Annotated in this window: 23 protein-coding genes, 1 pseudogene and 1 riboswitch; of the genes and pseudogenes, 14 read left to right on the forward strand and 10 right to left on the reverse strand. The window is 70.0% G+C overall.

Annotated features, from left to right (window positions below; translation table 11 throughout):
* Window positions 1-16 precede the first annotated feature (16 nt).
* Window positions 17-535, forward strand: coding sequence for a methylated-DNA--[protein]-cysteine S-methyltransferase (locus tag ACQP06_RS30250; protein ID WP_433668139.1), 519 nt, complete (start codon window positions 17-19; stop codon window positions 533-535).
* 69 nt (window positions 536-604) lie between these two features.
* Window positions 605-877: a DUF2277 domain-containing protein gene (locus ACQP06_RS30255; protein ID WP_433668141.1), complete on the forward strand. Its 273-nt coding sequence runs from the start codon at window positions 605-607 to the stop codon at window positions 875-877.
* 4 nt (window positions 878-881) lie between these two features.
* On the opposite strand, the gene ACQP06_RS30260 is transcribed toward ACQP06_RS30255, so the two are convergent.
* Entirely contained in the window at window positions 882-4,127 is a 3,246-nt protein-coding gene (locus tag ACQP06_RS30260; RefSeq protein WP_433668143.1) for an AAA family ATPase, read from the reverse strand.
* Between the two features lie 415 nt (window positions 4,128-4,542).
* A pseudogene (locus ACQP06_RS30265) lies at window positions 4,543-5,700 on the reverse strand (exonuclease SbcCD subunit D); the annotation flags it as partial.
* 135 nt (window positions 5,701-5,835) lie between these two features.
* Between ACQP06_RS30265 and ACQP06_RS30270 the strand changes: the two are divergent.
* Both ACQP06_RS30270 and ACQP06_RS30275 read left to right on the forward strand, forming a co-directional pair.
* Window positions 5,836-6,999 carry a DNA recombination protein RmuC gene (locus tag ACQP06_RS30270; protein WP_433668144.1) on the forward strand — a complete coding sequence of 388 codons (1,164 nt, stop codon included), beginning with the start codon at window positions 5,836-5,838 and terminating at the stop codon, window positions 6,997-6,999.
* 117 nt (window positions 7,000-7,116) lie between these two features.
* The gene (locus tag ACQP06_RS30275; RefSeq protein WP_433668146.1) at window positions 7,117-8,274 is read left to right on the forward strand and encodes a DUF6542 domain-containing protein; all 1,158 of its coding nucleotides are present in this window, start codon (window positions 7,117-7,119) and stop codon (window positions 8,272-8,274) included.
* Between the two features lie 149 nt (window positions 8,275-8,423).
* Here ACQP06_RS30275 and ACQP06_RS30280 read toward each other — a convergent pair whose 3' ends face one another.
* Window positions 8,424-9,440 carry a 4-hydroxy-3-methylbut-2-enyl diphosphate reductase gene (locus tag ACQP06_RS30280; protein ID WP_433668148.1) on the reverse strand — a complete coding sequence of 339 codons (1,017 nt, stop codon included), beginning with the start codon at window positions 9,438-9,440 and terminating at the stop codon, window positions 8,424-8,426.
* Between the two features lie 114 nt (window positions 9,441-9,554).
* Between ACQP06_RS30280 and ACQP06_RS30285 the strand changes: the two genes are divergently transcribed.
* From ACQP06_RS30285 to ACQP06_RS30295, 3 genes are all read left to right on the forward strand, one after another.
* Window positions 9,555-10,259, forward strand: a complete 705-nt coding sequence (locus ACQP06_RS30285) for a lipid droplet-associated protein (RefSeq protein WP_433668150.1) — start codon at window positions 9,555-9,557, stop codon at window positions 10,257-10,259.
* A 265-nt stretch (window positions 10,260-10,524) separates the two neighbouring features.
* Complete coding sequence (gene xseA / locus ACQP06_RS30290; RefSeq protein ID WP_433673472.1) at window positions 10,525-11,751, forward strand: exodeoxyribonuclease VII large subunit; 1,227 nt, start codon at window positions 10,525-10,527, stop codon at window positions 11,749-11,751.
* Window positions 11,751-11,975 carry an exodeoxyribonuclease VII small subunit gene (locus tag ACQP06_RS30295; RefSeq protein ID WP_433668152.1) on the forward strand — a complete coding sequence of 75 codons (225 nt, stop codon included), beginning with the start codon at window positions 11,751-11,753 and terminating at the stop codon, window positions 11,973-11,975. The genes xseA and ACQP06_RS30295 overlap by 1 nt, the downstream gene beginning before the upstream one ends.
* 52 nt (window positions 11,976-12,027) lie before the next feature.
* Here the strand turns inward: ACQP06_RS30295 and ACQP06_RS30300 are convergent, their stop codons facing one another.
* Window positions 12,028-12,609 carry a DUF4245 domain-containing protein gene (locus ACQP06_RS30300; protein WP_433668154.1) on the reverse strand — a complete coding sequence of 194 codons (582 nt, stop codon included), beginning with the start codon at window positions 12,607-12,609 and terminating at the stop codon, window positions 12,028-12,030.
* A gap of 184 nt (window positions 12,610-12,793) precedes the next feature.
* Here ACQP06_RS30300 and glpX point away from each other — a divergent pair, with 184 nt between their 5' ends.
* From glpX to ACQP06_RS30315, 3 genes are all read left to right on the forward strand, one after another.
* Window positions 12,794-13,825, forward strand: a complete 1,032-nt coding sequence (glpX, locus tag ACQP06_RS30305) for a class II fructose-bisphosphatase (protein WP_433668156.1) — start codon at window positions 12,794-12,796, stop codon at window positions 13,823-13,825.
* 154 nt (window positions 13,826-13,979) lie between these two features.
* Window positions 13,980-15,371 carry a class II fumarate hydratase gene (locus ACQP06_RS30310; protein ID WP_433668158.1) on the forward strand — a complete coding sequence of 464 codons (1,392 nt, stop codon included), beginning with the start codon at window positions 13,980-13,982 and terminating at the stop codon, window positions 15,369-15,371.
* 86 nt (window positions 15,372-15,457) lie between these two features.
* A complete protein-coding gene (locus ACQP06_RS30315) occupies window positions 15,458-16,213 on the forward strand; it encodes an isocitrate lyase/PEP mutase family protein (protein ID WP_433673473.1) in 756 nt (251 codons plus the stop codon).
* A 16-nt stretch (window positions 16,214-16,229) separates the two neighbouring features.
* Here the strand turns inward: ACQP06_RS30315 and ACQP06_RS30320 are convergent, their stop codons facing one another.
* Window positions 16,230-17,408 carry an FAD-dependent monooxygenase gene (locus ACQP06_RS30320; protein WP_433668160.1) on the reverse strand — a complete coding sequence of 393 codons (1,179 nt, stop codon included), beginning with the start codon at window positions 17,406-17,408 and terminating at the stop codon, window positions 16,230-16,232.
* A gap of 103 nt (window positions 17,409-17,511) precedes the next feature.
* Here ACQP06_RS30320 and ACQP06_RS30325 point away from each other — a divergent pair, with 103 nt between their 5' ends.
* Both ACQP06_RS30325 and ACQP06_RS30330 read left to right on the forward strand, forming a co-directional pair.
* Window positions 17,512-18,240, forward strand: coding sequence for a TetR/AcrR family transcriptional regulator (locus ACQP06_RS30325; protein ID WP_433668162.1), 729 nt, complete (start codon window positions 17,512-17,514; stop codon window positions 18,238-18,240).
* 49 nt (window positions 18,241-18,289) lie between these two features.
* Window positions 18,290-18,712: a limonene-1,2-epoxide hydrolase family protein gene (locus ACQP06_RS30330; RefSeq protein WP_357091684.1), complete on the forward strand. Its 423-nt coding sequence runs from the start codon at window positions 18,290-18,292 to the stop codon at window positions 18,710-18,712.
* Between the two features lie 190 nt (window positions 18,713-18,902).
* Here ACQP06_RS30330 and ACQP06_RS30335 read toward each other — a convergent pair whose 3' ends face one another.
* The 3 genes from ACQP06_RS30335 to ACQP06_RS30345 form a co-directional block, all read right to left on the reverse strand.
* Window positions 18,903-19,760 (reverse strand): acyl-ACP desaturase, encoded by an 858-nt coding sequence (locus tag ACQP06_RS30335; RefSeq protein ID WP_433668163.1) that lies wholly within the window; start codon window positions 19,758-19,760, stop codon window positions 18,903-18,905.
* Window positions 19,761-19,948: 188 nt separating this feature from the next.
* Entirely contained in the window at window positions 19,949-21,256 is a 1,308-nt protein-coding gene (locus tag ACQP06_RS30340) for a PhoH family protein (protein WP_433673474.1), read from the reverse strand.
* Between the two features lie 336 nt (window positions 21,257-21,592).
* Window positions 21,593-21,973: a DUF488 domain-containing protein gene (locus ACQP06_RS30345; RefSeq protein ID WP_433668165.1), complete on the reverse strand. Its 381-nt coding sequence runs from the start codon at window positions 21,971-21,973 to the stop codon at window positions 21,593-21,595.
* 13 nt (window positions 21,974-21,986) lie between these two features.
* Between ACQP06_RS30345 and ACQP06_RS30350 the strand changes: the two genes are divergently transcribed.
* Window positions 21,987-22,259, forward strand: coding sequence for a hypothetical protein (locus tag ACQP06_RS30350; RefSeq protein WP_433668166.1), 273 nt, complete (start codon window positions 21,987-21,989; stop codon window positions 22,257-22,259).
* 14 nt (window positions 22,260-22,273) lie between these two features.
* Here ACQP06_RS30350 and ACQP06_RS30355 read toward each other — a convergent pair whose 3' ends face one another.
* Complete coding sequence (locus ACQP06_RS30355) at window positions 22,274-22,594, reverse strand: hypothetical protein (protein ID WP_433668167.1); 321 nt, start codon at window positions 22,592-22,594, stop codon at window positions 22,274-22,276.
* Between the two features lie 61 nt (window positions 22,595-22,655).
* On the opposite strand from ACQP06_RS30355, the gene ACQP06_RS30360 reads away from it, so the two are divergent.
* Window positions 22,656-22,964: a glutaredoxin domain-containing protein gene (locus tag ACQP06_RS30360; RefSeq protein WP_357280118.1), complete on the forward strand. Its 309-nt coding sequence runs from the start codon at window positions 22,656-22,658 to the stop codon at window positions 22,962-22,964.
* A gap of 60 nt (window positions 22,965-23,024) precedes the next feature.
* On the opposite strand, the gene glyA is transcribed toward ACQP06_RS30360, so the two are convergent.
* On the reverse strand, window positions 23,025-24,323 hold the full coding sequence (gene glyA / locus ACQP06_RS30365; RefSeq protein WP_433668170.1) for a serine hydroxymethyltransferase: 1,299 nt from the start codon (window positions 24,321-24,323) through the stop codon (window positions 23,025-23,027).
* Window positions 24,324-24,429: 106 nt separating this feature from the next.
* A riboswitch (ZMP/ZTP riboswitch) is annotated at window positions 24,430-24,515 on the reverse strand.
* Window positions 24,516-24,646 lie beyond the last annotated feature (131 nt).

Consider the following 24,646-nt stretch of genomic DNA (forward strand, 5'->3'; position numbering starts at 1 on the left):
CCGGAGGACATCCCTCATGAGCTCCGAAAACACACACGCACCAGCGGATTACGCCACTACCACTACCGCGGCCGGGCCGTTCACGGCCGTGGTGGACGCCGACGGGGTGGTCCTGGCCTCGGGCTGGACAGCCTCGGCGGAGGAACTGCGCGCGCTCATCCACCCCAGCATCCGGCCCGCCGAACTGCGGGCCCGCGATTCGCTCGGGCCGGTCTCGCGGGCCATCGCCGACTATCACGCGGGTGATCTGACCGCCATCGACGCCATTCCCGTCCGGCAGGTCTCCGGGCCGTTCCTCACCCACGCCTGGGAGATCCTGCGCAAGGTGCCCGCGGGCGAGCCGGTCACCTACACCGACTTCGCGGTCATCTCCGGCCGCCCCGCCGCCACCCGCGCCGCCGCCAACGCCTGCGCCCGCAACGCGGCCGCCCTGTTCGTCCCCTGCCACCGCGTCATCCGCACCGACGGCAGCCTCGGCGGCTTCCGCTACGGGCTGCCCGTGAAACGCTGGCTGCTCGACCACGAATCCGCCTGACCCATACCCTCCCGACCAGCGACATCACTCTGACCGGGGGTGTCGGTGCCCCGGCGTACGCTCGCAACCATGTGCCGCAACATCCACACCCTGCACAACTTCGAGCCGCCGGCCACCCCGGACGAGGTGCACGCGGCCGCCCTGCAATACGTCCGCAAGATCAGCGGAACCGCCAAACCCTCCCAGACCAACCAGGCCGCCTTCGACCTCGCCGTCGAGGAGATCACCGCGGCCACCACCCGCCTCCTCGAGGGGCTGACCACCAACGCCCCGCCCAAGGACCGCGAGGTCGAAGCCGCCAAGGCCCGAGCCCGAGCCGAAGTCCGCTTCGCCCGCAGCTGACCGCTCAGACGCCGACGGAGGTTTCCAGGCGGGAGCCGGTGCGGCCGCGGATGACGTGGAGGCGGCTGGGGATGCGCTGGCGCATTTCGTCGACGTGGCTGACCACGCCGACCACGCGGCCGCCGGAGCGGAGTTCGTCGAGGACACCCATGACCGAGTCGAGGGTGTCGGCGTCGAGACTGCCGAAACCCTCGTCGATGAAGAGGGTGTCCATGACCAGGCCGCCCGATTCAGCGGAGACGACGTCGGCCAGGCCGAGGGCCAGGGATAGGGAGGCCATGAAGGTCTCGCCGCCGGAGAGGGTTTTGGCGGGGCGGACCGCGCCGGTGTAGTCGTCGCGGATGTCGAGGCCCAGGCCGCCGCGACGGCCACGGGGGCCGGCGGCGTCGGTGTGAACGAATTCGTAGCGGCCACCGGACATTCGGCGCAGGCGGACCGATCCGGCCAGGGCCACCTCCTCCAGGCGGGCGGCCAGCACGTAGGAGCGCAGGGACATGCGGCGATTGTTCTCGCCGCGGCCCGCGACCACCTCGGACAGGCGGGCCAGTTCGTCGTGAGCGCGCTGCAACGGGGCGATGTGTTCGACGTCGGTCTGCAACTGCGTGCAGAGGGCCGTCAGTTGCTTGACCCGCCGCTCCGCTTCGGCGTGCGCGGCCACCGCCCGGTTCAGTTCCGATTCCGACTGGGCCACAGCGTTTTCCAGCTCACCCGGATCGCCCGGTTCCGTATCCCCGGCGGCGCGGATCTCCGGCTCGGCGAGAACGGCCTCGGCGTGGGCGCGAGCGCGGTCGGCGGCCACGAGCTCGTCCTCGATCTCCGACTGCTGCGCCGTCGTGCGTGAGGCGGCGTCGACCGCGCGGGCGTACTCGCCCAGCACGGCGTAATCCGGGCCGGACTCCCCCATCACCGGGGGCGCGGACTCCACCAAACCCGCTTCGTACGACAGCTTTTCGACCCGCACGGCGGCCGCTGCCACCTGCTCGCGGGCGGTGACGGCTTCGACGCGGGCCGCGCGGACCACACTGGCTTCTTCGACCAGGGCCGCCAGCCGCGCACGCCGCCGCTCGACCGTGCCATCGGCTCCGGCGGCGGCACGCAGCCGCTCGGTGAGTTCGGCCAGCCGACGATCTGTGGCCACGATCCGCTCGGTCGTCGCGCTCACGCGGCTCTCGCACTCGCGCGCCTCGTTCTGGAGCCGGGTCTGATCGGCGCGCAGCGTGTTCAGTTCGGCGGTGAGCCCGTCCACCAGCCCCGCCGCTCGTTTGGCGGCGGTGAACTGCCGCGTCGAATCGTCCAGCGCCGCGGCCAGTTCCGCCTTGTCGACGTCGCCGCCCCGCTCGACCAGCACCTCGACGGCGCGCTCGAGCTCCGCCACCAGCTGACCCGCCCGCTCCCGGGCGGCCTCCGCCGCCCGTTCGGTGGCCAGCGCCGCGTCCTCGTCCGCCTTGGACACCGCGTGCTCGGCGGGCCGGGCCGGATTCGGGTGCGCGTCGGACCCGCACACCGCGCACGGCTCCCCCTCGACCAGCGCCTCCGCCAATTCCGCGGCCATCCCCGCCATCCGCTGTTCCCGCAGGGCCTGCGTCCGCTTCCACGCCTCCGCGTGCGCGGTCCTCGCCTGCTCGAAGGTGGTTCCCGCCCGCGCCAGTTCCCCCCGCTTCCGCTCGAGCTCGACCGCGGCCTCCGCCGACGTCCGCAACCGCAGGCACTCGGCCTCCAGCCCGGCCAGCGCGGCGGCCGCATCCGCGGACCCACGCAACCGAACCTCGACCCCCGCAACGGCTTCCGGCAACTCCCCCAGCCGCGCGATCAGCTTCGCCGCCCGAGCCGCCAGATCCTTCTGCTCGGTCCGCAGCCCCGACAATTCCCGAGTCAGCTGATTCGCCGACTCGGCATCGGCCCGCACCTCATCCAGCGCCCCCACCTGCGCGCTCCACCGCTGTACCGCCGCCTCGAGCCCGCCGCCGGAGCCGGCCCGGGGCAGGTCGTCCAGCCCACCCGTGCGCGCCGAACCCGTATCGATGTCCGCGCCAAGGTGGTTCGCGCGAAGGTGCGGAAGCTCGTCACCGGCATCCGTGGAGTCCGGCTGGATTCCGGGCGCGGGGAGGTCGGTCAGGTCGGTGGCGAGGTCGGTGCCCGCGAGCTCGGTGGCGGCCAGGTCAGCTGCGGCCCAAGTGGTTCCGGGGAGTTCGGCGGTCGCGGGGTCGAGGAGGCGATCGGCGAGTTGTTCGGCGGCACGGGTGGCGTCGTCGGTGCGGCGGCGCAGGGCGACGGCGGCGGTGCGGGCCTCGGCGAGGGCGGCGGCGACCGGTTCGGCGCGACGAGCGCGGTCGAGCTCGGACTGGCGGACCATGCGCTGGGTGGCGGTCGCCGTGAACTCGGCGAGCTGCGCCTGTGCCGTGGCGCGGCGGCGGAACAGGTCATGGCGGCGGCGCTCGGCCTCGGCGGCGGCGCGGACCTTCGACGAATCCTGCTGGCGCTGTTGGAGGTCCACGGAGGTGGCGGTCAGCGTGGTGCGGGCGGCGGTCAACAGGGACTGCGACCAGGCGACCGATTCGAGGATGGTGGCGGAGTCGGTGGCGGGCAGACCGGCGGCGGTGCCGACACGGGCGATCAGAGCGTCGATGCCGTGCTTACGGGTGTCGAGCTCGGCGGTGCCGGCGCGGCGCTTGTCGATGAGCCACTGTTCGGCGGTGCCGAAACGTTCGGTGTCGAAGAGCTTTTCGAGGAGCTTCTCGCGTTCCTCGTTGTCGGCGCGCAGGAAGCGCGCGAAATCGCCCTGGGGCAGCAGGACGACCTGGAAGAACTGGTCGGCGCTCATGCCGAGCAGGCGCAGCACCTCGTCGCCGATGTCGGGAATGCGCGAGAGGTTCTGGCCACGGCCGTCCAGCCATTCCAGGGTGGCGACCGAGTTCTCCTTCACCCACCCGGATTTGGCGCGCTTGCTGGGGCGCTGGAATTCCGGGGAGCGGATCAGGCGCAGCGTCCGGCCGCCGACGGTGGCCTCGAGCAGCACCCGGGGCGGGGTCTGCTCGTCGGCGTGATCGGAGTGCAGGCGCTTGCCCTCCTCGCGCGCGCCGGGCACCTTCCCGTACAGCGCGAAGGCGATGGCGTCGAGCACCGTGGTCTTCCCGGCCCCGGTCTGCCCGTGCAGCAGGAACAGCCCGTCCGCGCCCAGCTCGTCGAAATCCACCACGGCCGTCTCGGCGAACGGCCCGAACGCCGTCAGCTCCAGCCGATGCAGCCGCATGCCGTGACCCCTTCCCGCAACGCCTCGACCCATTCGACAACCGATCGCGCGCCCGCACCGGCGGGACACGCCGAAATGCCCCGCACCCCAACGCTCACGCGGTCATCCCGTCCGCGGTCTCGCCGGATTCACCCGTCCCGAGACCGAATTCCTCCACATCGAACAACCCGAGCGCCGCATCCGCCTCCGCCGCGTCCGCCCCGCGCACCGACCCGTCGAACCCGGCCGCGCTGACCACCCGCTCCGCCTCGGACGCCCCCGGCCGGGCAGCATCCGCCTCGGCCGGCACGGCAGCATGCTGAACGGCACTCACCTCGGCCGGCACCGCGACCGTCTGCGCGGAAACCGCCTCGGCCGGCACGGATGCACTCTCCACGGGAGCAGCCGCCGCCGCGGGGAACACCGTGCGCTCGTCCGGTGCGGAAACGCGGCGGGGGCCGTCCTTTTCGCGGGTGGCGGCGGAGAGGGCGCGTTCGAGCCAGGTCGTCTCACCCGCGGTCGGGACGCCCCGGACGTCGGAGAGGAAGCTCTGGGCGATCTCGGTGTCGCGGCGGCCGTGGACGCGTTCGCGGTAGCGGAGTTCCGGGTTGCCCTCCGGGCGTTGCCATTCCACGTGGACGGCGTGCGGGAAGCGGTCGCGCAGCCGGCGCAGCGCGTCCACGGGGCGCGCGGTGTCGGTCAGGGTGGCCGACACATAGTGGGCTTCGGCTTCGGCGTGCTCCGGCGATTCCAGGAGGGATTCCAGCGGTCCGGTGAGCTGGGACAGCCCCCGCACCACCGGGAGATCGTGGCGCCGCACCTCCGCGAGCCCCGAGGCGTCGAGATCCACGATCCACACGGCCTTGCGGTGCGAGCGCTCACCGAACGAGTACGGCAGCGGCGATCCCGAATACCGGACCGACTCCGACAGCGTCTGCGGCGAGTGCAGGTGCCCCAGGGCCGTGTAGTCGATCCCGTCGAACGCCGACAGCGACACCGTCTCCACCCCGCCGACGGAAATGGACCGCTCCGAACCAGTCGCCTCACCGCCCACCACGAACGCGTGCGCCAGCACCACCGAGCGGGCCCCGGTCCGCCCCGCCAGATCCGCACGCACCCGCCCCATGGCCGCGTCCAGAATCTCGGCGTGTGAACGCGCCTGCGGTACACCCAATTCCACCCGGGTGATCTCCGGCTCCAAGTACGGAATGCCGTAAAAGGCAATTTCACCGAACTCGTCGGAAAGCACGATCGGCCGCGCCACATCCGCGATCCGGCAGCGCAAATGCAATCCGCCCGCCGCCGCGAAACTCCCGAGCGCACCCAGCCGAGTCGGCGAGTCATGATTTCCGGAGGTCGCGATAATCGTCGCCCCCGCCGCCCGAATTGCCTCGAATCCTCGATTACACACCGCGATCGCATCCGCGCTGGGAATGGAACGGTCGTACACGTCCCCCGGCAGCACGACCACGTCCACCCCCTCCGCCCGCACCAATTCCGCGATGGCCAGCAGCGAGCACTCCTGATCCGTCAGCAGATCGACGCCGTGAAAGGTGCGCCCGATATGCCAGTCGGAGGTGTGCAGGATCCGCATGTCGGAGAACGCTAGGCGATCGCTCCGACAAATTCATCCGCCCTCGGCGCGTCCCCGGCAACTTCGCACCCCAAAGACACGGCACCGGTGCCGGATTCACGGGATTGTCGGTGTCGTACGGCACTATCACAGGCCATGACCGCACCGATGCTGTTCGCGCTGCTGTTGGTGTTCGTTTCGGGGCTGGCCCTGGGCTGGCTGGGGCATGCCGCGCGGGCGGGACAGCGGGGTGCGATGGCCGAGGCGAGACTCGCGGCCATGCGGGACAACGAGCGGTTGTTGCGGCAATCACTCGGGGCGGCCAGCGAGGACGCGGCGCGGCGGCAGTCGCATGCGATCGGCGCGCTGGTGGAACCGCTGCGCGACGCGGTCGGCAGCCTGGACCGGCATATCCAGGAAGTCGAGCACAACCGCATCAACGCGTATTCCGGCCTGCGCGAACAGGTCGCGGGCATGCAGCGGATGTCGCATCAGTTGTCCACGCAGACCGGTCAGTTGGTGGCCGCCCTGCGCGCACCCCAGGTGCGCGGCCGCTGGGGCGAGATCCAGCTGGAACGGGTGGTGGAGCTGGCCGGCATGGCCCGGCACTGCGATTTCGACACCCAGGTGACCCGCCGCGGCGACACGGTGGTGCGGCCGGATCTGGTGGTGCGGCTGTCCGGCGGCCGTCAGATCGTGGTGGACGCCAAGGTGCCGTGCACCGCGTTCCTCGACGCCGCGGGAACCGAGGACCCGCGCGAACGCGCCAATCATCTGGCCCTGCACGCGCGGCACCTGCGCAATCACGTCGATCAGCTGGCGGCCAAGGAGTACTGGGCGGCCTTCGACCCCTCCCCCGATTTCGTGGTGCTGTTCGTCCCCGGCGATCCGTTCCTCGACGCGGCGCTCACCGCCGATTCCGGATTGCTCGAGTACGCCTTCGGTCGCAATGTGGTCCTGGCGACGCCCACCACACTCATGGCGCTGCTGCGCACGGTGGCGCTGGGCTGGCGGCAGGAGGCGATGTCGGCGGACATGGCCCTGATCCAGCAGCTGGGCCGCGAGCTCTACACCCGGCTCGGCACCACCGGCCGCCACCTGGACCGGCTGGGATCCCAGCTGGGCAAGGCGGTCGACGCCTACAACCACACGGTCGCGTCGATGGAGTCGCGGGTGCTGGTCACGGCCCGCAAGATGCACGATCTCGGTGTCGCGGACGCCGCCCCGCCGGAGGTCCGCAGTATCGACAGCTGGCCCCGCGCGGTCGGCTTCGCCGGAGACGAATATCGGTTCCGTGGCGACGAGGCGGGTGAGGCCTGAGCAACCGCTCGGTCCCAGGGCGCACGCGCCACAGCTAACTCCTGGTTCATGCGATTCGGAATACCTGCCTGATGTCGCCTGCCTCGTGAAACACCTGCATGCCTTAGTGTGCTTGACGTGGCAGTTACCCAACGCGAGCGAACCGAGGTGCCCCCGTCGCACCGTTCGATCCTGCCGTCGGTTCCCGGCGTCTCGGCCCCGATCGCGGTCCTGATCGCCGTGACGTGCACGTTCGTCGGGTTCCTGATCGATTCGATGGGCGGCGACGAGCTCACCGGCACGTTCGCCAGCCTGTACGTGATCGGCTGTCTGCTGGCCGTTATCGCGGTCCGCTTCCGGGGACTGTTCACCGCGCTGGTGCTGCCGCCGCTGCTGCTGTTCATCGCGGTGCCGGTGTCGTATCAACTCCTGCTGGGCTCGGCCCGCAGCTTCAAGCTGCGCGAGATCCTGCTGAATCTGGCCATCCCGCTGGTGAACCGCTTCCCGACGATGGCGCTCGCCACCACGCTGGTACTGATCGTCGGCGCGGTCCGGATCGCCATGCACCGCAAGGAGGGCAAGGACGGGGTCGACGGCGAGGCCCGCACGCTCCGGGGTCGCGCCACCCGACCCGGCGGCGCGCGCGCCCAGCGCACCCGGCCCGCCGACTCCAAGGACCCCGCCAGACGCCGCTTCCGGCCCGGCGACGACACCACGGGTGCGGGCGTGACCGAACCCACCGAGACCGAGTCCACCCGTTCGTCCCGCCGCGCCGCCGGCCGGGTCGCCGCCGACCCGCCGCGGGTGGGCGCGAACCGGCAGTCCGGGGAGACCCGTCGCCGCTCCCGCGAGGCCGATCCGGCCGCCGCCGATCGCACCCCGCCCGCCACCGAGGGCCGCCGCCGCCCGGCGCGCCCGGACCAGTCCGCCGCCCCCGCCGAGGGCCGCCGCCGCGGCCAGAACGGCGAGCAGCAGCAGCCGCGCACCGGGGATCGCCGCGCGGCCCCCGCCGAGCCGCCCCGCGGCGGCGAGCGTCGCGCCGCCCCGGCCGACCGCACCCGCACCGGGGAACGCCGCGCCGCGCAGCCCGCGCCGGATCCCGCCGCGGGCGACGGCCGTCGCCGGCGCGCCCAGAGTCCCGAGCAGGCCGCGGGACGCGGCGCGGCTCCCGCCGCCAATCCGGCCCCCGCGGCCGAGGGTGGCCGCCGTCGTCGTCCGCAGCCGGGCGAGGTGCCCCCGCATCCGCGTCCGAATGTGCGCTATCGCGAACGCGATTCCGGCCGCATCGAACGCTGACCGCGACACCCGAGCGACGATCGCCGTAGATTTCCGGCAATCACGAAATTCGGGACGAAATAAGATCATCCGGATAGCAATTCGCGCCCGCCACAACGAATGTGGCAGGCGCGAATGTGTTTTCGGAGCCGGATAACCCGGCGGCGGGATTACCCGCGCGCGGCACGCAGTTCGCGCGGCAGCGAGAAGACCAGCGTCTCGTTGGCGGTGGTGACCGGCACCACCTCACCGAAACCGTGCTCGGCCAGCAGTTCCAGCACACCCTCCACGAGGATCTCCGGAACGGAGGCGCCCGAGGTGACGCCGACCGTGCCGATGCCCTCCAGCCAGGCGGTATCCACCTCGCGGGCGTAGTCCACCAGGTACGCGGCGCGGGCGCCGGCGCTGAGCGCGACCTCCACCAGCCGCACCGAGTTGGACGAGTTGCGCGAGCCGACCACGATCACCAGATCGCATTCGGGGGCCATCGCCTTCACCGCGGTCTGGCGGTTGGAGGTGGCGTAGCAGATGTCGTCGCTGGGCGGATCCTGCAGCTTGGGGAACTTCTGCCGCAGCCGGTCGACGGTCTCCATGGTCTCGTCGACCGACAGCGTGGTCTGGGAGAGCCAGATCACCTTGTTCTCGTCGCGCACGGTGACGGCGTCGACGGCGTCCGGGCCGTCCACCAGCTGTACGTGCTCGGGCGCCTCACCGGCGGTGCCCTCGACCTCCTCGTGGCCCTCGTGGCCGATCAGCAGGATGTCGAAGTCGTCGCGGGCGAAGCGCTTGGCCTCCTGGTGCACCTTGGTGACCAGCGGGCAGGTGGCGTCGATGGTGTGCAGCTTGCGGGCGGCGGCGGATTCGTGCACGGCCGGGGAGACGCCGTGCGCGGAGAACACCACGAGCGCGCCCTCCGGCACCTCCTCGGTGTCGTCGACGAAGATCACACCGCGGTCCCGCAGGGTTTCCACCACATGCCGGTTGTGCACGATTTCTTTGCGGACATAGAGGGGGGCGCCGTGCTTTTCGAGCGCCTTCTCCACAGTTTCGACCGCCCGGTCCACACCGGCGCAATAACCGCGGGGTTCGGCGAGCAGTACGCGCTTGTGCGAAGGACTCAGCGGCGCGCCGGCATCACCCGCCGCGGACCGGACGATTCCGACGTTCAAAGGGATACCCGAGGACATGCCCCACAGAATACGTGTGCGGCCCGGCGCGCATTCGCGCGGAGGTTGGCATCACAATCACTTTTCGTGCGCTGTCACCTTTGCATCACACGGCGTTTCGGGCAGGCTAGGGGCATGTTCCGACCTCCGTTCCTGGCCCGGGTCGCCGCCGGGGCCGCCGTCTACGCCCTCGAGGAAACTCGTCGGCTACCGGCGACCGCGATCAACTTCCCGATCACCGCGATCAGCCAGATGCTGCAGACCACCATGCACCTCCAGCAGTTCGTGACCAGCCTCGCTCTCAAGGGCGACGCCGTCTTCGACCGTTTGCTCACCCAGTCCGAGGAGCAGCCCGCCTGGGCCACCTTCGATGAGGACGATGACGACGAGCAAACTTCCAGCTTCGGCTCCGAATCGGCGTACCGGAGCCGTTTCGACCTCTTCACCGAGCCCGAATTCGCTCCGGTGCCCGCCGAATCGGCCGCGCAGGAGGCTGCCGAACCGGAGGCCACCGAGACCGCCGCGCCCGTAACGGCTGCCAAGGCAGCAACCAACGGCCACAACGGCAGCGCCCCGGCCAAGCTGGAACTCGTGGCCGACGCCGAGCCCGCCCCGGCCGAGCCCGAGGTCGCCGCCGAGCCCGAGACCGCCGTCACCGAGCCCGAAGTGGCGACCCGCTTCGGGTACGCGGACATGACCATCGCCCAGCTGCGCGCGCGACTACGTCAGCTGTCGGTGGACGATCTGGCCGCGCTCCTCGCCTACGAGCAGGAGACCCGCGCCCGCGCACCGTTCGTCACGATGCTGACCAACCGCATCGCCACGGTGACCGCCCAGTAGAGTTCACACGTTCGTCAAACGCCGGTCGAGGCTCAGGCCACGACCGGCGTTTCGAGACGTATGTGGACGCGACCACTGATCTCGCGCCGACCGGGGTAACTTCCCGGGTACGCCCAAAATCGGTCCGGCACCTGACCGCCGGCACGGGTGCGAAACCGGATACGGCTCTATGCCGCCCGCTAAATACTCGGAGAGGCGGAATTGTGTGAGCACCGAAACGACGCCGGGCGCCGCGAAGCCGCCGAGTTCGTCCGCCGAGAACCCGATGCCGGTGCGGACCATCGCCGTCAAGGTGGCGCAGTGGATCGACCGGCTGGGCGCGGTGTGGGTGGAGGGCCAGATCACCCAGATGAATCTGCGCCCGGGCACCCGTACCGCGTTTCTGGTGCTGCGGGACACGGCCGCGGACATGTCGCTGTCGGTGACCTGCGATCCGGAGCTGCTGCGCGGTTCCGCGGTGCCGTTGCAGGAGGGCAGCCGGGTCGTCGTGTACGGCAAGCTGTCGTTCTTCACCGGCCGCGGCACGGTGTCGTTGCGGGTCACCGAGATTCGCCCGGTGGGGATCGGCGAGCTGCTGGCCCGCATCGAGCGGTTGAAGGCGCTGCTGGCGGCGGAGGGCCTGTTCGATCCGCGGCTCAAGCGTCCGATCCCGTTCCTGCCCAATCGGATCGGCCTGATCACCGGCCGCGCCAGCGCCGCCGAGCACGATGTGGTGACGGTGGCGACGCAGCGCTGGCCCGCGGTGCGGTTCGAGATCCGCAATACCGCCGTGCAGGGCCCGACCGCGGTGCCGCAGATCCTCGAGGCCATCACGGCGCTGGACGCGAATCCCGAGGTGGATGTGATTGTGCTGGCGCGCGGCGGCGGCAGCACCGAGGATCTGCTGCCGTTCTCCGACGAGACCCTGTGCCGCGCCATCGTTTCCGCGAAGACCCCGATCGTCAGCGCCATCGGCCACGAACCGGACAATCCGATCTCGGACTACGTGGCTGACCTGCGCGCCGCCACCCCCACCGACGCCGCCAAGCGGATCGTCCCCGACGCGGCCGCGGAAACCGCGTTGCTGCAGGAGCTTCGGTCGCGCGCCAACGCGGCCCTGCGTGGCTGGGTGGACCGGGAGGCCCGCGCCCTGACCCAATTGCGTTCGCGCCCGGTGCTGGCCGACCCGCTGCGCCTGCTCGACCAGCGTCACGACGAGGTGGAGCGCCTGCGTGCCGCCGCCCAGCGCGCGGTGGATCATCGGCTCTCGGGCGAGTCCACCACCACCCGGCACCTGCGCGAGAAACTCGCGGCGGTCGGCCCGGCCGCCACGCTGGCCCGCGGTTACGCCGTGGTGCAGCGGGTGAACGGCAAGGACCGCGAGGTGGTCCGGGCCATCGAGGACTCGCCGCCCGGCACCCAGCTCCGTATCCGGGTGGCCGACGGCGCGATCTCCGCCGCGGCCCTCGGCTCCCAATCCCTGGCTCCCCGCCCGACCCGGAAGGACTCCTGATGAACGACGACGACCGCACCGAGATCGCCGGCCTCGGCTACGAGCGCGCTCGCGACGAACTGGTGAACGTGGTCAAGATGCTGGAGCAGGGCGGCATGGACCTGGACGAGTCGCTGGCGCTGTGGGAGCGCGGCGAGGCGCTGGCCACCCGCTGCGAACAGCATCTCGCGGGTGCGCGCAAACGCGTGGAAGACGCCCTCGCGCACCGCTCTTCGGCGGAGTAGACGCACCTACGCGGGACGCCCGGACCGGACAGCGGGCCCGGCGTCGCCGGGATCAGCTGCGCGGCAGCGGCTGGGCCTGGCCGATGGCGGTCGACAGTGTGTTGAAGGCCGCCCCGTTGCCCGCGCCCTTGATCAGGATTCGGACGTCGCCGAAGTCGGAGATCCAGGCGGGCTCGGAGCCGGGTTCGGCGAACACGCTCCACTTGTGGTCACCGCGCTGCTCGCTGCCGGTGGCGACCTTCACGGGCGCGTACTTCTTGGCGAGCGCGTCCACCGTGGCGTTGGACTGCGTCAGCTGCATGTAGGTGCCCTCGGGGCTGATGAACCCGACCGTGCTGAGTTCGCCGCCGCCGGTGCCGGTGATGGTGTCGTGGCTGCCGGAGTTGGGGGTCCACTTGTCCGGCCCGCTGTCGGGGAGCGCGGGCAGCCGGATCGGGAACGACAGGTGCCGCGCGTCGTCGGTGAGGGCGGTCTTCACTTCGAAGTTCGGAATCTGGCCCTGTGTCGGCCCCTTCGTGGTGAAGGAGCACTGGCTCGCGATGCCCGCGATGACCAGGCAGATCAGCACCAGCGGGAGCAAGGACCAGATGAGGTCCTTGTAGTCGTTCTGGCTGCGCGGCTTTTGGTACGACACGCACACAGTATCCACGGGCCCCGGATGCGACCCGGCTCACAGTGCCATCTACGAACCCGTCCGTGTGCGGCGTTTCCCGTAAACGTCCACGACCAGGGCGAAAGTGAAACGTCAGTACTTGCATGGAGCCCAAAACCGCAATGCGACAATTTACGCAGCAGTTGACAACAAGGAGGCTCCTCTCATGACCGCATCCAGCCGCCGCGAGGCACCGGACCGCAACCTCGCACTCGAGTTGGTCCGGGTCACCGAGGCCGGCGCCATGGCCGCGGGCCGCTGGGTAGGCCGGGGTGACAAGGAAGGCGGCGACGGCGCTGCCGTGGACGCCATGCGTCAGCTGGTCGCGACCGTCTCCATGCGCGGCATCGTGGTGATCGGTGAGGGCGAGAAGGACGAAGCGCCCATGCTGTACAACGGCGAGCTGGTCGGCGACGGCACCGGCGCCGAGCTGGACTTCGCGGTCGACCCGATCGACGGCACCACCCTGATGTCGAAGGGCTCCCCCGGCGCCATCTCCGTGCTGGCGGTCGCCGAGCGCGGCGCCATGTTCGACCCGTCGGCCGTGTTCTACATGGAGAAGATCGCCGTCGGCCCTGACGCCGCCGATGTCATCGACCTGAGCGCCCCGATCTCGGAGAACCTGCGCCGCGTCGCCAAGGCCAAGAACTCCGCGATCTCGGACCTCACCGTCTGCATCCTGGACCGTCCTCGCCACGCCGACCACATGAAGGCCGTGCGCGAGGCGGGCGCCCGCATCCGCCTCATCTCCGACGGTGACGTGGCCGGTGCGATCGCCACCGCTCGCCCGGAGTCCGGCGTCGACATGCTGATCGGCATCGGCGGCACCCCGGAGGGCATCATCGCCGCGGCCGCCATGCGCTGCATGGGCGGCGCGCTGCAGGCCAAGCTGGCCCCGAAGGACGATGCCGAGAAGCAGAAGGCTATCGACGCCGGCCACGACCTGGACCGGATCCTGTCGACCACCGACCTGGTCTCCGGCGACGACGTGTTCTTCAGCGCCACCGGCGTCACCGACGGTGACCTGCTCAAGGGCGTGCGCTACTACGGTGGCGGCGCCTACACCCAGTCCATCGTGATGCGCGCCAAGTCCGGCACCATCCGCATGATCGACGGCTTCCACCGTCTGACCAAGCTGCGCGAGTACGCGTCGGTGGACTTCGTGGGCGACGAGCACGCCACCCCGCCGCTGCCCTGATCGGCATCGCCAAACTGATTGCCGCCCCGGTGGATACATCCACCGGGGCGGCTTCTTTTCCGGCGCGCGGGTGGCCCTATTCCCGGCCCGCGTGTGCCGATTCCCTCAGGCGTGGCACTCCCGCGCGGCGCGGGACGGGCCTAGGGTCGAATTCATGACCGAGTACCGGATCGAGCACGACACGATGGGTGAGGTTCGTGTCCCCGTCGACGCCCTGTGGCGCGCGCAGACGCAGCGCGCGGTGGAGAACTTCCCGATCAGCGGACGTGGCCTGGAGCGCGCGCAGATTCGCGCGCTCGGCCTGCTGAAGGCGGCCTGCGCCGCGGTGAACCGCGATCTGGGGCTGCTGGACAAGACCAAGGCGGACGCCATCATCGCGGCCGCCAACGAGGTCGCCGACGGGCGCCACGACGACCAGTTCCCGATCGACGTGTTCCAGACCGGGTCCGGCACCAGTTCGAACATGAACGCCAACGAGGTGATCGCGAGCATCGCCGCCCGCGACGGCGTGACCGTGCACCCCAACGACGACGTGAACATGTCGCAGTCCTCCAATGACACCTTCCCCACCGCAACGCATCTCGCGGCCACCGAGGCCGTGGTCAAGGAGCTGATCCCGGCCCTGGATCATCTGCGGCTGGCGTTGCAGGACAAGTCGCGGGAGTGGAAGTCGGTGGTGAAGTCCGGCCGCACCCACCTGATGGACGCGGTCCCGGTCACCCTGGGCCAGGAGTTCGGCGGCTACACCCGCCAGGTGGGCGCGGGCGTCGAACGCCTGCTGGCGACTCTGCCGCGGGTCGGTGAGCTGGCCATCGGCGGCACCGCCGTCGGCACCGGTCTCAACGCCCCCGCCGGGTTCGGCGCGAAAGTCGTTGCGGAACTGACGAAGGCGACCGACCTCGACCACTTGTCCGAGGCCCGCGACCACTTCGAGGCCCAGGCCGCCCGCGACGCCCTGGTGGAGCTGTCCGGCGCCCTGCGCACGGTCGCGATCAGCCTCACCAAGATCGCCAACGACATTCGCTGGATGGGTTCGGGACCGCTCACCGGCCTCGCCGAACTCCAGCTCCCGGATCTCCAGCCCGGCTCCTCGATCATGCCCGGCAAGGTGAATCCGGTCCTCCCCGAGGCGGTTACGCAGGTGGCCGCGCAGGTCATCGGCAATGACGCCGCCATCGCCTGGGGCGGCGGCAACGGCGCGTTCGAGCTGAACGTCTACATCCCCGTGATGGCCCGCAACGTTCTCGAGTCGATCCGCCTGCTGGCCAACGTCTCCCGCCTGTTCGCCGACAAGTGCGTGTCCGGCCTGGTGGCCGACGTCGACCGCCTGCGGCACCTCGCGGAATCCTCCCCGTCCATCGTGACCCCGCTGAACTCGGCCATCGGCTATGAGGAAGCCGCCGCCGTGGCCAAGCAGGCCCTGAAGGAACACAAGACAATCCGCCAGACGGTCATCGACCGCGGCCTGATCGGCGACAACCTCTCGCTCGAGGAACTCGACCGCCGCCTGAACGTGCTCTCGATGGCCAAGGTCGACGGCAACTGACCTTCGGCACCCCCGGCACCGGTGTGAGACCCGGTGCCGGTGGCGCAGTCCACCTTTCGCCGACCGACATCATCAGGCAGGATCGAATCATGAGCCTCGAGCAGCAAGCCGCCGACTTTCTCGCTCTGCACCAGCCCGGTAATCCCGTCATTCTGCCGACCGTGTGGGATGCCTGGTCCGCGACTCTCGTCCGGGAGGCCGGGTTCTCGGCGATCACCGTCGGGAGCCATCCGCTGGCGAATTCGCTGGGGAAGGCCGATCGGGAGGGGATGACCTTCTCCGAGGTGACCTCGCGGATTCGGGAGATCACGGCCGCCGTGGACATTCCCGTCTCGGTGGATATCGAGTCCGGGTATGCGCAGAAGCCCGCGACCCTGATCGAGGGTCTGCTGGAGGCCGGGGCGGTCGGTCTCAATATCGAGGACACCGTGCACAGCGAGGGTGGGCGGCTGCGGGAGCCGCAGGAGCACGCTGATCTGGTCGGTGAATTGCGGCGGGCCGCCGATGCGACCGGGGTGCATGTCGTGGTGAACGCGCGCACCGACGTATTCCTGCGTCCCGATACCGGGACTCCGGCGGAGCGGTTGGACAGCGCGCTCGAGCGGTTGCGGCTCGCCGCGGCCGCCGGGGCCGACGTGCTCTATCCGGTCGGCCGGCACGAGCCGGAGGTGTTGCGGCGGCTCACCGGGGAACTGCCGTTGCCGATCAATTCCATCGGCATCCCCACCCAGGGCGGGCGGGAGTACTTCGCCGAATTGGGTGTGGCCCGAGTGAGTTTCGGGCCGTTCCTGCAGAACGCGCTGACCGAGTACGCGAACGGGCTGTTCGGGCCCTGGCGTTGAACCCACGGCGGCCGGCTCAGTGGGAGACCAGGGCCGGGTAGTCCCGCAATTCGATGTCGTTCTTCGCGGAATCGGCGTACTTCAGCATCATGTCGAAGGCCCAGGATCCCAGGAACCAGTTGCGGAGACGCAGGCCCAGGGCGGTTTTCGGGGCCAGGAACGGGCCGGGGCGGGCGTCGTCGGCCTTGCGCAGGTAGCGCTTCATGATGTCCTCGTACCGGGCGAAGGCGACGGTGTGGTCGCCGTCGGCGACGGCCAGTTCCCCGGCCAGGACGTACGCGCCGACGACGGCGAGCCCGGTGCCGAATCCGGCGAGGGTGTTGCCGTACCCGGCGTCGCCGACCAGGGCCACGCGCCCGGACACGAAGTTCTTCATCGTCACCTTGCTCAGCGAGTCCAGGTAGAACCCGTCGAGGTGCGGGAGGTCGGCCAGCATGGCGGGCACGTCGCCGCCCATGCCGGCGAACTTCTCGGCGACGATCCGGCGCTGCTCGTCGAAATCGTCTCGCGAGTAATCGAGTTCGGGTGAGGCGAACATGTACATCTGCGCGGCCTTCGCCCCGCCGTTGACAGCGAGCAGCCCGGGCGCGGTCCAGCCGTGGGACACCGCCCGCTCGCGCGGGGCGTCGGCGTCCTCCCACAGCGACGCGCCCGCGAGCGCGTAGTAGTAACCCCGGTAGGCGAGGAATTCGGATTCGGGTCCGAAGGTCAGTTTCCGTACCCGCGAGTGGATTCCGTCGCAGCCGACGACCAGGTCGAAGCGCCGGGCCGGGGCGTGCGCGAATTCGACGTCCACGCCGTCGGCGGTCTCGGTGAGCGCGGTGACGGTGTCGCCGAACAGGTATTCGCAGGTGTCGGCGGTGTGCTCGTACATGATCGCGGCCAGGTCGCCGCGCAGTATCTCGATGTCGCCGCCGGTGAAATCGCCGGAGATGAGGGCCCGCTGCTGCCCGGACTCGTCGAGCATGACCATGTCGGTCTTGCCGGTCTGGCGGCGTTCGATGTCGGCGAGCACGCCCATCCGCTCGAGCACGGTCATGTGGGTCTCGCCGGTGAAGTCGATGGCCTGTCCGCCGGTGCGCAGGGCGGGGGCCTTCTCGACCACGGTCACCTGGAAGCCGTAGCGGTCCAGCCAGTAGGCGAGGGCGGGACCGGCGACGCTGGCGCCGGAGACGAGGACGGTGGTGTTGCGCATGATGACCCCTTCAGTAACTGCGTCCGTCGGACGCTGTTGATGATTAATAGAGTATGGTGGACGCAGTTAGGTGTCAACCCAGAAATCCGGAAGGATGGCGACCATGCCGGCACCCACCACCCGCGAACTGCTCTGGGGCACCCCCGACCGCCCCCGGCGCGGGCCCAAACCCTCGCTCACCCTCGAGCGGATCGTCGCCGAGGCGGTCGACCTCGCCGACGCCGAAGGCCTGGCCAGCCTGTCCATGGCCCGGCTCGCCGAACGGCTCGGCTGCGCCAAGATGGCCCTGTACCGCTACGTCCCCGGCAAGACCGAGCTCACCGCGCTCATGCTGGACGCCGCGCTGAGCTCGCCGCCGGAGAACCACACCGACCCCGCCGATCCGGAGTCGTGGCGGGCCTACCTGCGGGAGTGGTCCGGAACCTTCTTCGGCAATGCCGTCGCCCATCCGTGGCTCAATGAACTGGCCACCGGCGTCCGGGTGATGGGCCCCAACGAATTGGCCTGGCTGGAGACCGCTCTCGCCGTGCTGGACCGCAGCGGCCTGACCCACGCGGAACGCCTCGACACCGTCGTCCTGCTGCTCAACCACGTGCGCGGGATGGGCCTGCAGACCGGGACCGCGGGCGTGGACCTCGAGGGTGAACTGGCGCGGGAGATGACCGCGGTGTTCCTCACCCAGGCCGACCGCTTCCCGCACGCGGCGGTCGCGCTCGCCGAAGCGGTCCCCGGTACCGAGAGCGCGGCCACGGCGGGCCGCGACAATGCCCTCGACTACGGCATCGAGCGCATCCTGGACGGGGTGGCGTCGCTCATCGCGACACGGCGGTAGTTGCCGGGAATGTCTGTGCCGCGGCCCTGATTCGGCTTACGCTCGGCAGATGGCGGAGCTACCCGAGCTGAAGCAGGATCCGGTCACCACCGTGCGCGAATTCTTCGCCGCGCTGGAGATGAACATCGTGCCCGAGGCCCTCGAACTGGCCGACCCGGGCATCGTCTGGAAGAACACCTCACTGCCCGACGTACGCGGTATCGACCGGGTGCGCTGGGTGCTGGGCCTGTTCAACAACCCGCGCTTCGGCTTCCGGGCCGATATGCACCACATCGCCGCGACCGACGACGGGGTGGTGCTCACCGAGCGCACCGACTACCTGCGGGTGGGCCCGATCGAGATCGCGTTCTGGGTGTGCGGCACCTTCGAGTTCCGCAATGGCCGCATCACGCTGTGGCACGACCATTTCTCGTGGGAGAACGTCCTGCGCGGCACGGCGACCGGCGTGGTGCGCGCGATACTCCCGCACTGAACCGCGAAGGCGCAACGGCTGCCCCGTGAAAGCACAACGCCCGCCACGATTCTCGCGGCGGGCGTCGGCATCGAAACCGCGCACGAGGCGCGGCGTCAGGCTGGGTGCCCCGGCGATTCCGGGGCGCGGCAGGCGGTTCGGTCGCGGCCGCCGTTCAGGCGCGTTGACCGATCCACCCGCGTCGGCTGGTTCAGGGGCGCAGGTGGGCCAGTTCGGCGCGCGCCTTCTCCCCGTCCTCGCCGAGGTCGGTGCGGGTGAACACCTTCCACTGCTCGAGCAGCGGTCCGAACACCAGCTCGGGCTCCTGGGCGCGGTCGTAGATCCCGGCCGCGGCCAGCACCTCGTCGCTGGAGCGGCCGTCGGACAGCTCGATCACCGGCACCTGGAAGTCGGCGACGCGATTGGCGATGGCCCGCAGGGTCTGGTCGGGGGCCAGGTCCAGGGCGGCGGAGATCAGGTTGGCGAAGAAGACGGCCTGCAGTTCGTCGTCGGCGGCCAGGCGGTCGGCGATGGACGCGACCATGATGTCGTCGGCGAGGCGGGCGGTATTGCGGTGCCGGACGGCGGCGGCGGCCTCTTCGAAGGCGGCCACGGCGAGCACCTCGAGCAGGTGCATGCCGGGACGGTTGAAGCTGGCGGTCATGGCCGCCATGCGCATGCGCTCCAGCGCGATGGGGTCGACGGCGCGGGTGACCATGAGGAAGTTGCGGATGAGGATCTCGTGCCGGTTCTCCTCGGCGGTCCAACGGCCGACCCACCGCCACCACGGGCCGGTGCGCAGGTACTTGCCCAGCTCACGGTGGTAGGAGGGCAGGTTGTCGGCGATCAGGACGCTCACCGTGAGGGCGGTCTTGGCGACCTCGCTCAGCTCGGATTGCGCCGGGTCCCAGTCGGTTCCGCCCATGGCCTGGAAGTTGCGGCCGTCGGACCACGGCACGTAGTCGTGGGGCTGCCACTCCGGGCTGGCGTCGATATGCCGCGTGAGGTTGTTCTCCACCTCCGCGGCGAGTGAATCCAGCAGGTCCCGATCGGCCAAAACGTTGTGCACGCGAACAACCTAGCGGCAGATCGGCTACCGCGGGGATATTCGCGAGTATTTCGTCTTCGCTATGGCCGTTCCCGGGTCCGGGACGCCCGCGCGGGACGCCCCGGATCGGCCGGGCTACTTCTCGGTGACCGCACCCGGCCGGAGAGCGCGTCGCTCTCCGGCCGGGCGGGTCGACTACCTACCGAATGTCAGGCATTCGGTCCGAACTCCTCCAGCATCTCGGTGACCAGCGCCGCGATCGGCGACCGCTCACTGCGGGTGAGGGTGACGTGCGCGAACAGCGGGTGCCCCTTGAGCTTCTCGATGACCGCGGCCACGCCGTCGTGCCGGCCCACCCGCAGGTTGTCGCGCTGGGCCACGTCGTGGGTGAGCACCACCCGCGATCCGCTGCCCAACCGGCTCAGGACGGTGAGCAGCACATTGCGTTCCAGCGACTGCGCCTCGTCCACGATCACGAAGGAGTCGTGTAGCGAGCGCCCGCGAATGTGGGTGAGCGGCAACACTTCCAGCATGCCGCGCGCCTGCACCTCCTCCATCACCTCGGGGCTGGCCAGCCCCTCCAGGGTGTCGAAGACGGCCTGCGCCCACGGCCCCATCTTGTCGCTCTCCGAGCCCGGCAGATAGCCGAGCTCCTGCCCGCCCACCGCGTAGAGCGGGCGGAACACCACCACCTTCCGATGCGTGCGGCGCTCCAGCACCGCCTCCAGTCCGGCTGTCAGCGCCAGCGCGGATTTACCGGTACCGGCCCGCCCGCCGAGCGAGATGATGCCGACGCTCTCGTCCAGCAGCAGATCGAGCGCGATCCGCTGTTCGGCCGAGCGCCCGTGCAGTCCGAACGCCTCCCGGTCGCCGCGCACCAGCTGCACCCGTTTGTCCGGCGTGACCCGGGCCAGGGCGCTGCCGCGCGGGCTGACCATGCGAATCCCGGTGTGGCAGGGCATGTCCCGAGCCTCGTCGAGATCGATGATCGAATCGGCATAGAGCTTGTCGACGGTGGCCGTGGCCACCTCGAGCTCCACCATGCCGGTCCACCCGGAGATCACGACATCCTGGGCGTGGTATTCCTCGGCCTGCAGGCCGACCGCACCGGCCTTGACCCGGAGCGGAATGTCCTTGGATACCAGTGCGACCCGCTGGCCCTCGGCGGCCAGGTTGAGCGCGCACGCCAGAATGCGGGAATCGTTGCTGTCGGTGCGGAATCCGACGGGCAGTACCGCGGGGTCGGTGTGGTTCAACTCCACCTGGAGTGTCCCGCCCTGGGTGCCGACCTGCACCCGTTGATCGAGCCGACCGTGCGCCAAGCGCATATCGTCCAGCATGCGCAGCGCCTCGCGAGCGAACCAGCCGAGTTCGTGGTGGTGGCGTTTGGCCTCGAGCTCACTGATCACCACGAGCGGCAGCACCACGTGGTGCTCGCCGAAGCGGGTCAGGGCCCAGGGGTCGGACAGCAACACCGACGTGTCGACTACGAAGGTTTTCGGTCCGGAATCGGACAACTGCGAGGCGCGAACTCCCCGTGTCGTGGGCCGCGGGCTCTGGTCAGAGCCGGCGTCCCTGGTGGGAGCGTTGACGGAGCGTGCATCAGTCACGGTGGGCTCCTTTGCCACTCGCGCGACACCGCGCGAGCGTTCTCGCTGGGCCGGTCAGCCTTGGGGTCGTACGACCCGAGGGCCGGGTGCCGGCCCCCTCGTACTGAGTTGCTCAGTCACGATCAGGACCTCCCGTACGAGCCACACCTACGCGGCCCGCACCCCCGACGCTACCGCCGAATTCGCGATCCGGCCGCCGGACTATCGGGCGCATTCGTGAAGATCGGGTTAACGGGAGTCCCGTTAGGGTGTTTCGCCCAATTCCGCGAGAAGTACCGGGACATGGCTGTGCTCCGGCTCTTTCGTAGCCGTGACCAGGGTCAACGGACCGGTCGCGGCCTCCTCCCGGAGGTGCGCCAGACCTTCGCGGGCCGCATCGGCCCCGAGCTCGATTCGATACTTGCGCTCGAACTCGGCACGGCGTGTCTCCGGCGCGGCGTGATACCACTTGCGAAGTTCGTTCGACGGGGTCACGTCTTTGGCCCATTCGTCAATGGCCGCTTGCTGTTTGCTGATGCCGCGCGGCCACAGCCGGTCCACCAGCACGCGGTGGCCGTCGGCGGCATCGGGGGCGTCGTAGACGCGCTTGACCCGGTATCCCGGTTGCTGTGTCATGTGCTCCATTACAGTCGAGACCATGGCCGAAACTCCGGATCTGGCGACGCTGTCCACCAAGGAATTGCACGACCGCGCCGTGAAGCTGGCCGCCCGCCGCGGCGACGTCAAATTCCTGTGGCAGCTGCTCAAGGCGATTCCCGGCGCCGAGGTGGCGGCGGGCAAACAGGGTGAGGGCGAGGTCGACATCTGGAACACCGCGGCCCTGCTCGACGACTACTTTCACGCCGGGGAAGGCAAACTGGGCGAGGTGCTGCGGCCGATGTACATGGACTACCTCACCAAGCACGCCTGAGGCGTCAGCGGAATTCAGCCGGTCGGCGTGCCGTGCAGTCCGGTGAGCACGGCACGCACGAACGGCGCGAATCCCTGCGGCCCCGAGGCGAAGTCCTTCATGTGGACGGTGGTGCGGTCACTGGATTCGAAGACGGCGCGCACGATGCTCAGCCGGTCCTCGAGGTCCAGGCCCGCACCCATGATCACGTGGTCGATCGGGGTGCGCGCCAACATGTCCCGCAGATCGGCCGGCCCGGTGCCCGCGTGGATGTCGACCTCCGGTAGGCCGACGCGCTCGCGCACCTCGTCCACCACGGCCGACTTCAATCCCAGCAGCAAAACGGTGGTCGTCATCCCCGCCTCCGATCCCCTTGCAGCATAGGCCGTTCCGTCGCGGCGGTCCTACACTCCGAGAATGAGCGCTGATGCCACCGCGGAGCTGATCGTCTACCGGCGTCCCGGCTGCCCCTATTGTTCGCGCATGCGCCGGGTCCTCAACCGGCACGGCATCGTTCACCGTGAGATCGACATCTGGCAGGACCCCGACGCGGCGGCGTTCGTCCGCTCGGTGGCCGACGGCAACGAGACCGTGCCCACGGTCGTGTTCCGCGACGGTTCGACGGAGCGCAACTGGGTCAACCCGCATCCCAAGGAGTTGATCGCGACCGTCTCCGCCGACGCGCCCCAGCTCACCGGCGGCCCGCGCAGGTTCTGGACCTTCTGAAACGACGAGCGCCCGCCGCGATCGTGAGATCGCGGCGGGCGCTCGGCCGTTCGGCGGGGATCAGCCCAGCAGACGCCAGTCCTCGAGGCCGTCGTACAGCGGGAAGTCCTGAGCCAGCTTGGAGACGCGCTGACGCAGGGAGTCCAGGTCGCCGGAGCCGGTCAGCGCGGCGGCGATGATCTCGGCGACCTCGGTGAACTGCTCGTCGCCGAAGCCGCGGGTGGCCAGGGCCGGGGTGCCGATGCGCAGACCGGAGGTGACCATCGGCGGGCGCGGGTCGAACGGAACCGCGTTGCGGTTCACGGTGATTCCGATCTCGTGCAGGAGGTCCTCGCCCTGCTGGCCGTCGAGCTGCGAGTTGCGCAGGTCGACCAGCACCAGGTGGACGTCGGTGCCGCCGGTCAGGACGGTGATGCCCTTGTCCTTGGCGTCGGTGGCGGTCAGGCGCTCGGCGAGGATCTTGGCGCCGGAGATGGTGCGGGCCTGACGCTCCGCGAACTCCGCGCTGCCGGCGATCTTGAAGGCCACGGCCTTGGCGGCGATGGCGTGCATGAGCGGGCCGCCCTGCTGGCCCGGGAAGACCGAGGAGTTCAGCTTCTTGGCGAACTCCTGCTTGGCCAGGATCAGGCCGGAGCGGGGGCCGCCCAGGGTCTTGTGCACGGTGGAGGACACGACGTCGGCGTGCGGGACCGGCGACGGGTGCAGCCCGGCGGCGACCAGACCGGCGAAGTGCGCCATGTCGACCCACAGGTACGCGCCGACCTCGTCCGCGATCTCACGGAAGGCGGCGAAGTCCAGGTGGCGCGGGTACGCCGACCAGCCGGCGACGATCACCTTCGGGCGGGTGTCGCGGGCGATCTTGCGGACCTCGTCCATGTCGACGCGGTGGTCTTCCTTGGACACGCCGTAGGCGTGCACCTCGTACAGCTTGCCCGAGAAGTTCAGGCGCATGCCGTGGGTGAGGTGGCCGCCGTGGGCCAGGTCCAGGCCGAGCAGCTTCTCGCCCGGGTTCATCAGCGCGGACAGGACGGCGGCGTTGGCCTGCGCGCCCGAGTGCGGCTGGACGTTGGCGAAGTCGGCGCCGAAGAGCTCCTTGACGCGGGCGCGGGCCAGATCCTCGACGATGTCGACGTTCTCGCAGCCGCCGTAGTAGCGGCGGCCCGGGTAGCCCTCGGCGTACTTGTTGGTGAGCACGCTGCCCTGCGCCTGCAGGACCGCGCGCGGCACGAAGTTCTCCGAGGCGATCATCTCGAGGGTGTCGCGCTGGCGAGCGAGTTCGCCGCCCATCGCGGCCGCGACCTCGGGGTCGAGTTCGGCGAGGGACTGGCTGTTCACAGAGGCGCTCGTCTGGGTCGTCACGCCGCCGAGTGTATTGGCCGCCGCCGCGGAGTCGGTCAGTGGGTTCAGGGAATCGTGCATGGCGCACCTCCGTCGTCCGGGTCCCCCGAATCGGGATTCGGGGATCGCCAGGCACCCAGGCGCGCGGTGCCGGACTTGGGGTGCTTCCCGGTGGTTACTTCCACCTCGAGTGCGCCAGTCGCGGTCCTCCCATCCTAGCCAACCGCGTTAACAGTCCTTCGAGTGGACAGAATCACAGATCCAGGCTATGGCGGAGCAACAAATCTCGGTAAGGTGACGCACGACTGACCCAGATGGGTCAGTGTCCTTGCCCCTACTCACAT

It is taken from the genome of Nocardia sp. CA-136227 (assembly GCF_050955695.1).
Classification (GTDB): Bacteria; Actinomycetota; Actinomycetes; order Mycobacteriales; family Mycobacteriaceae; genus Nocardia.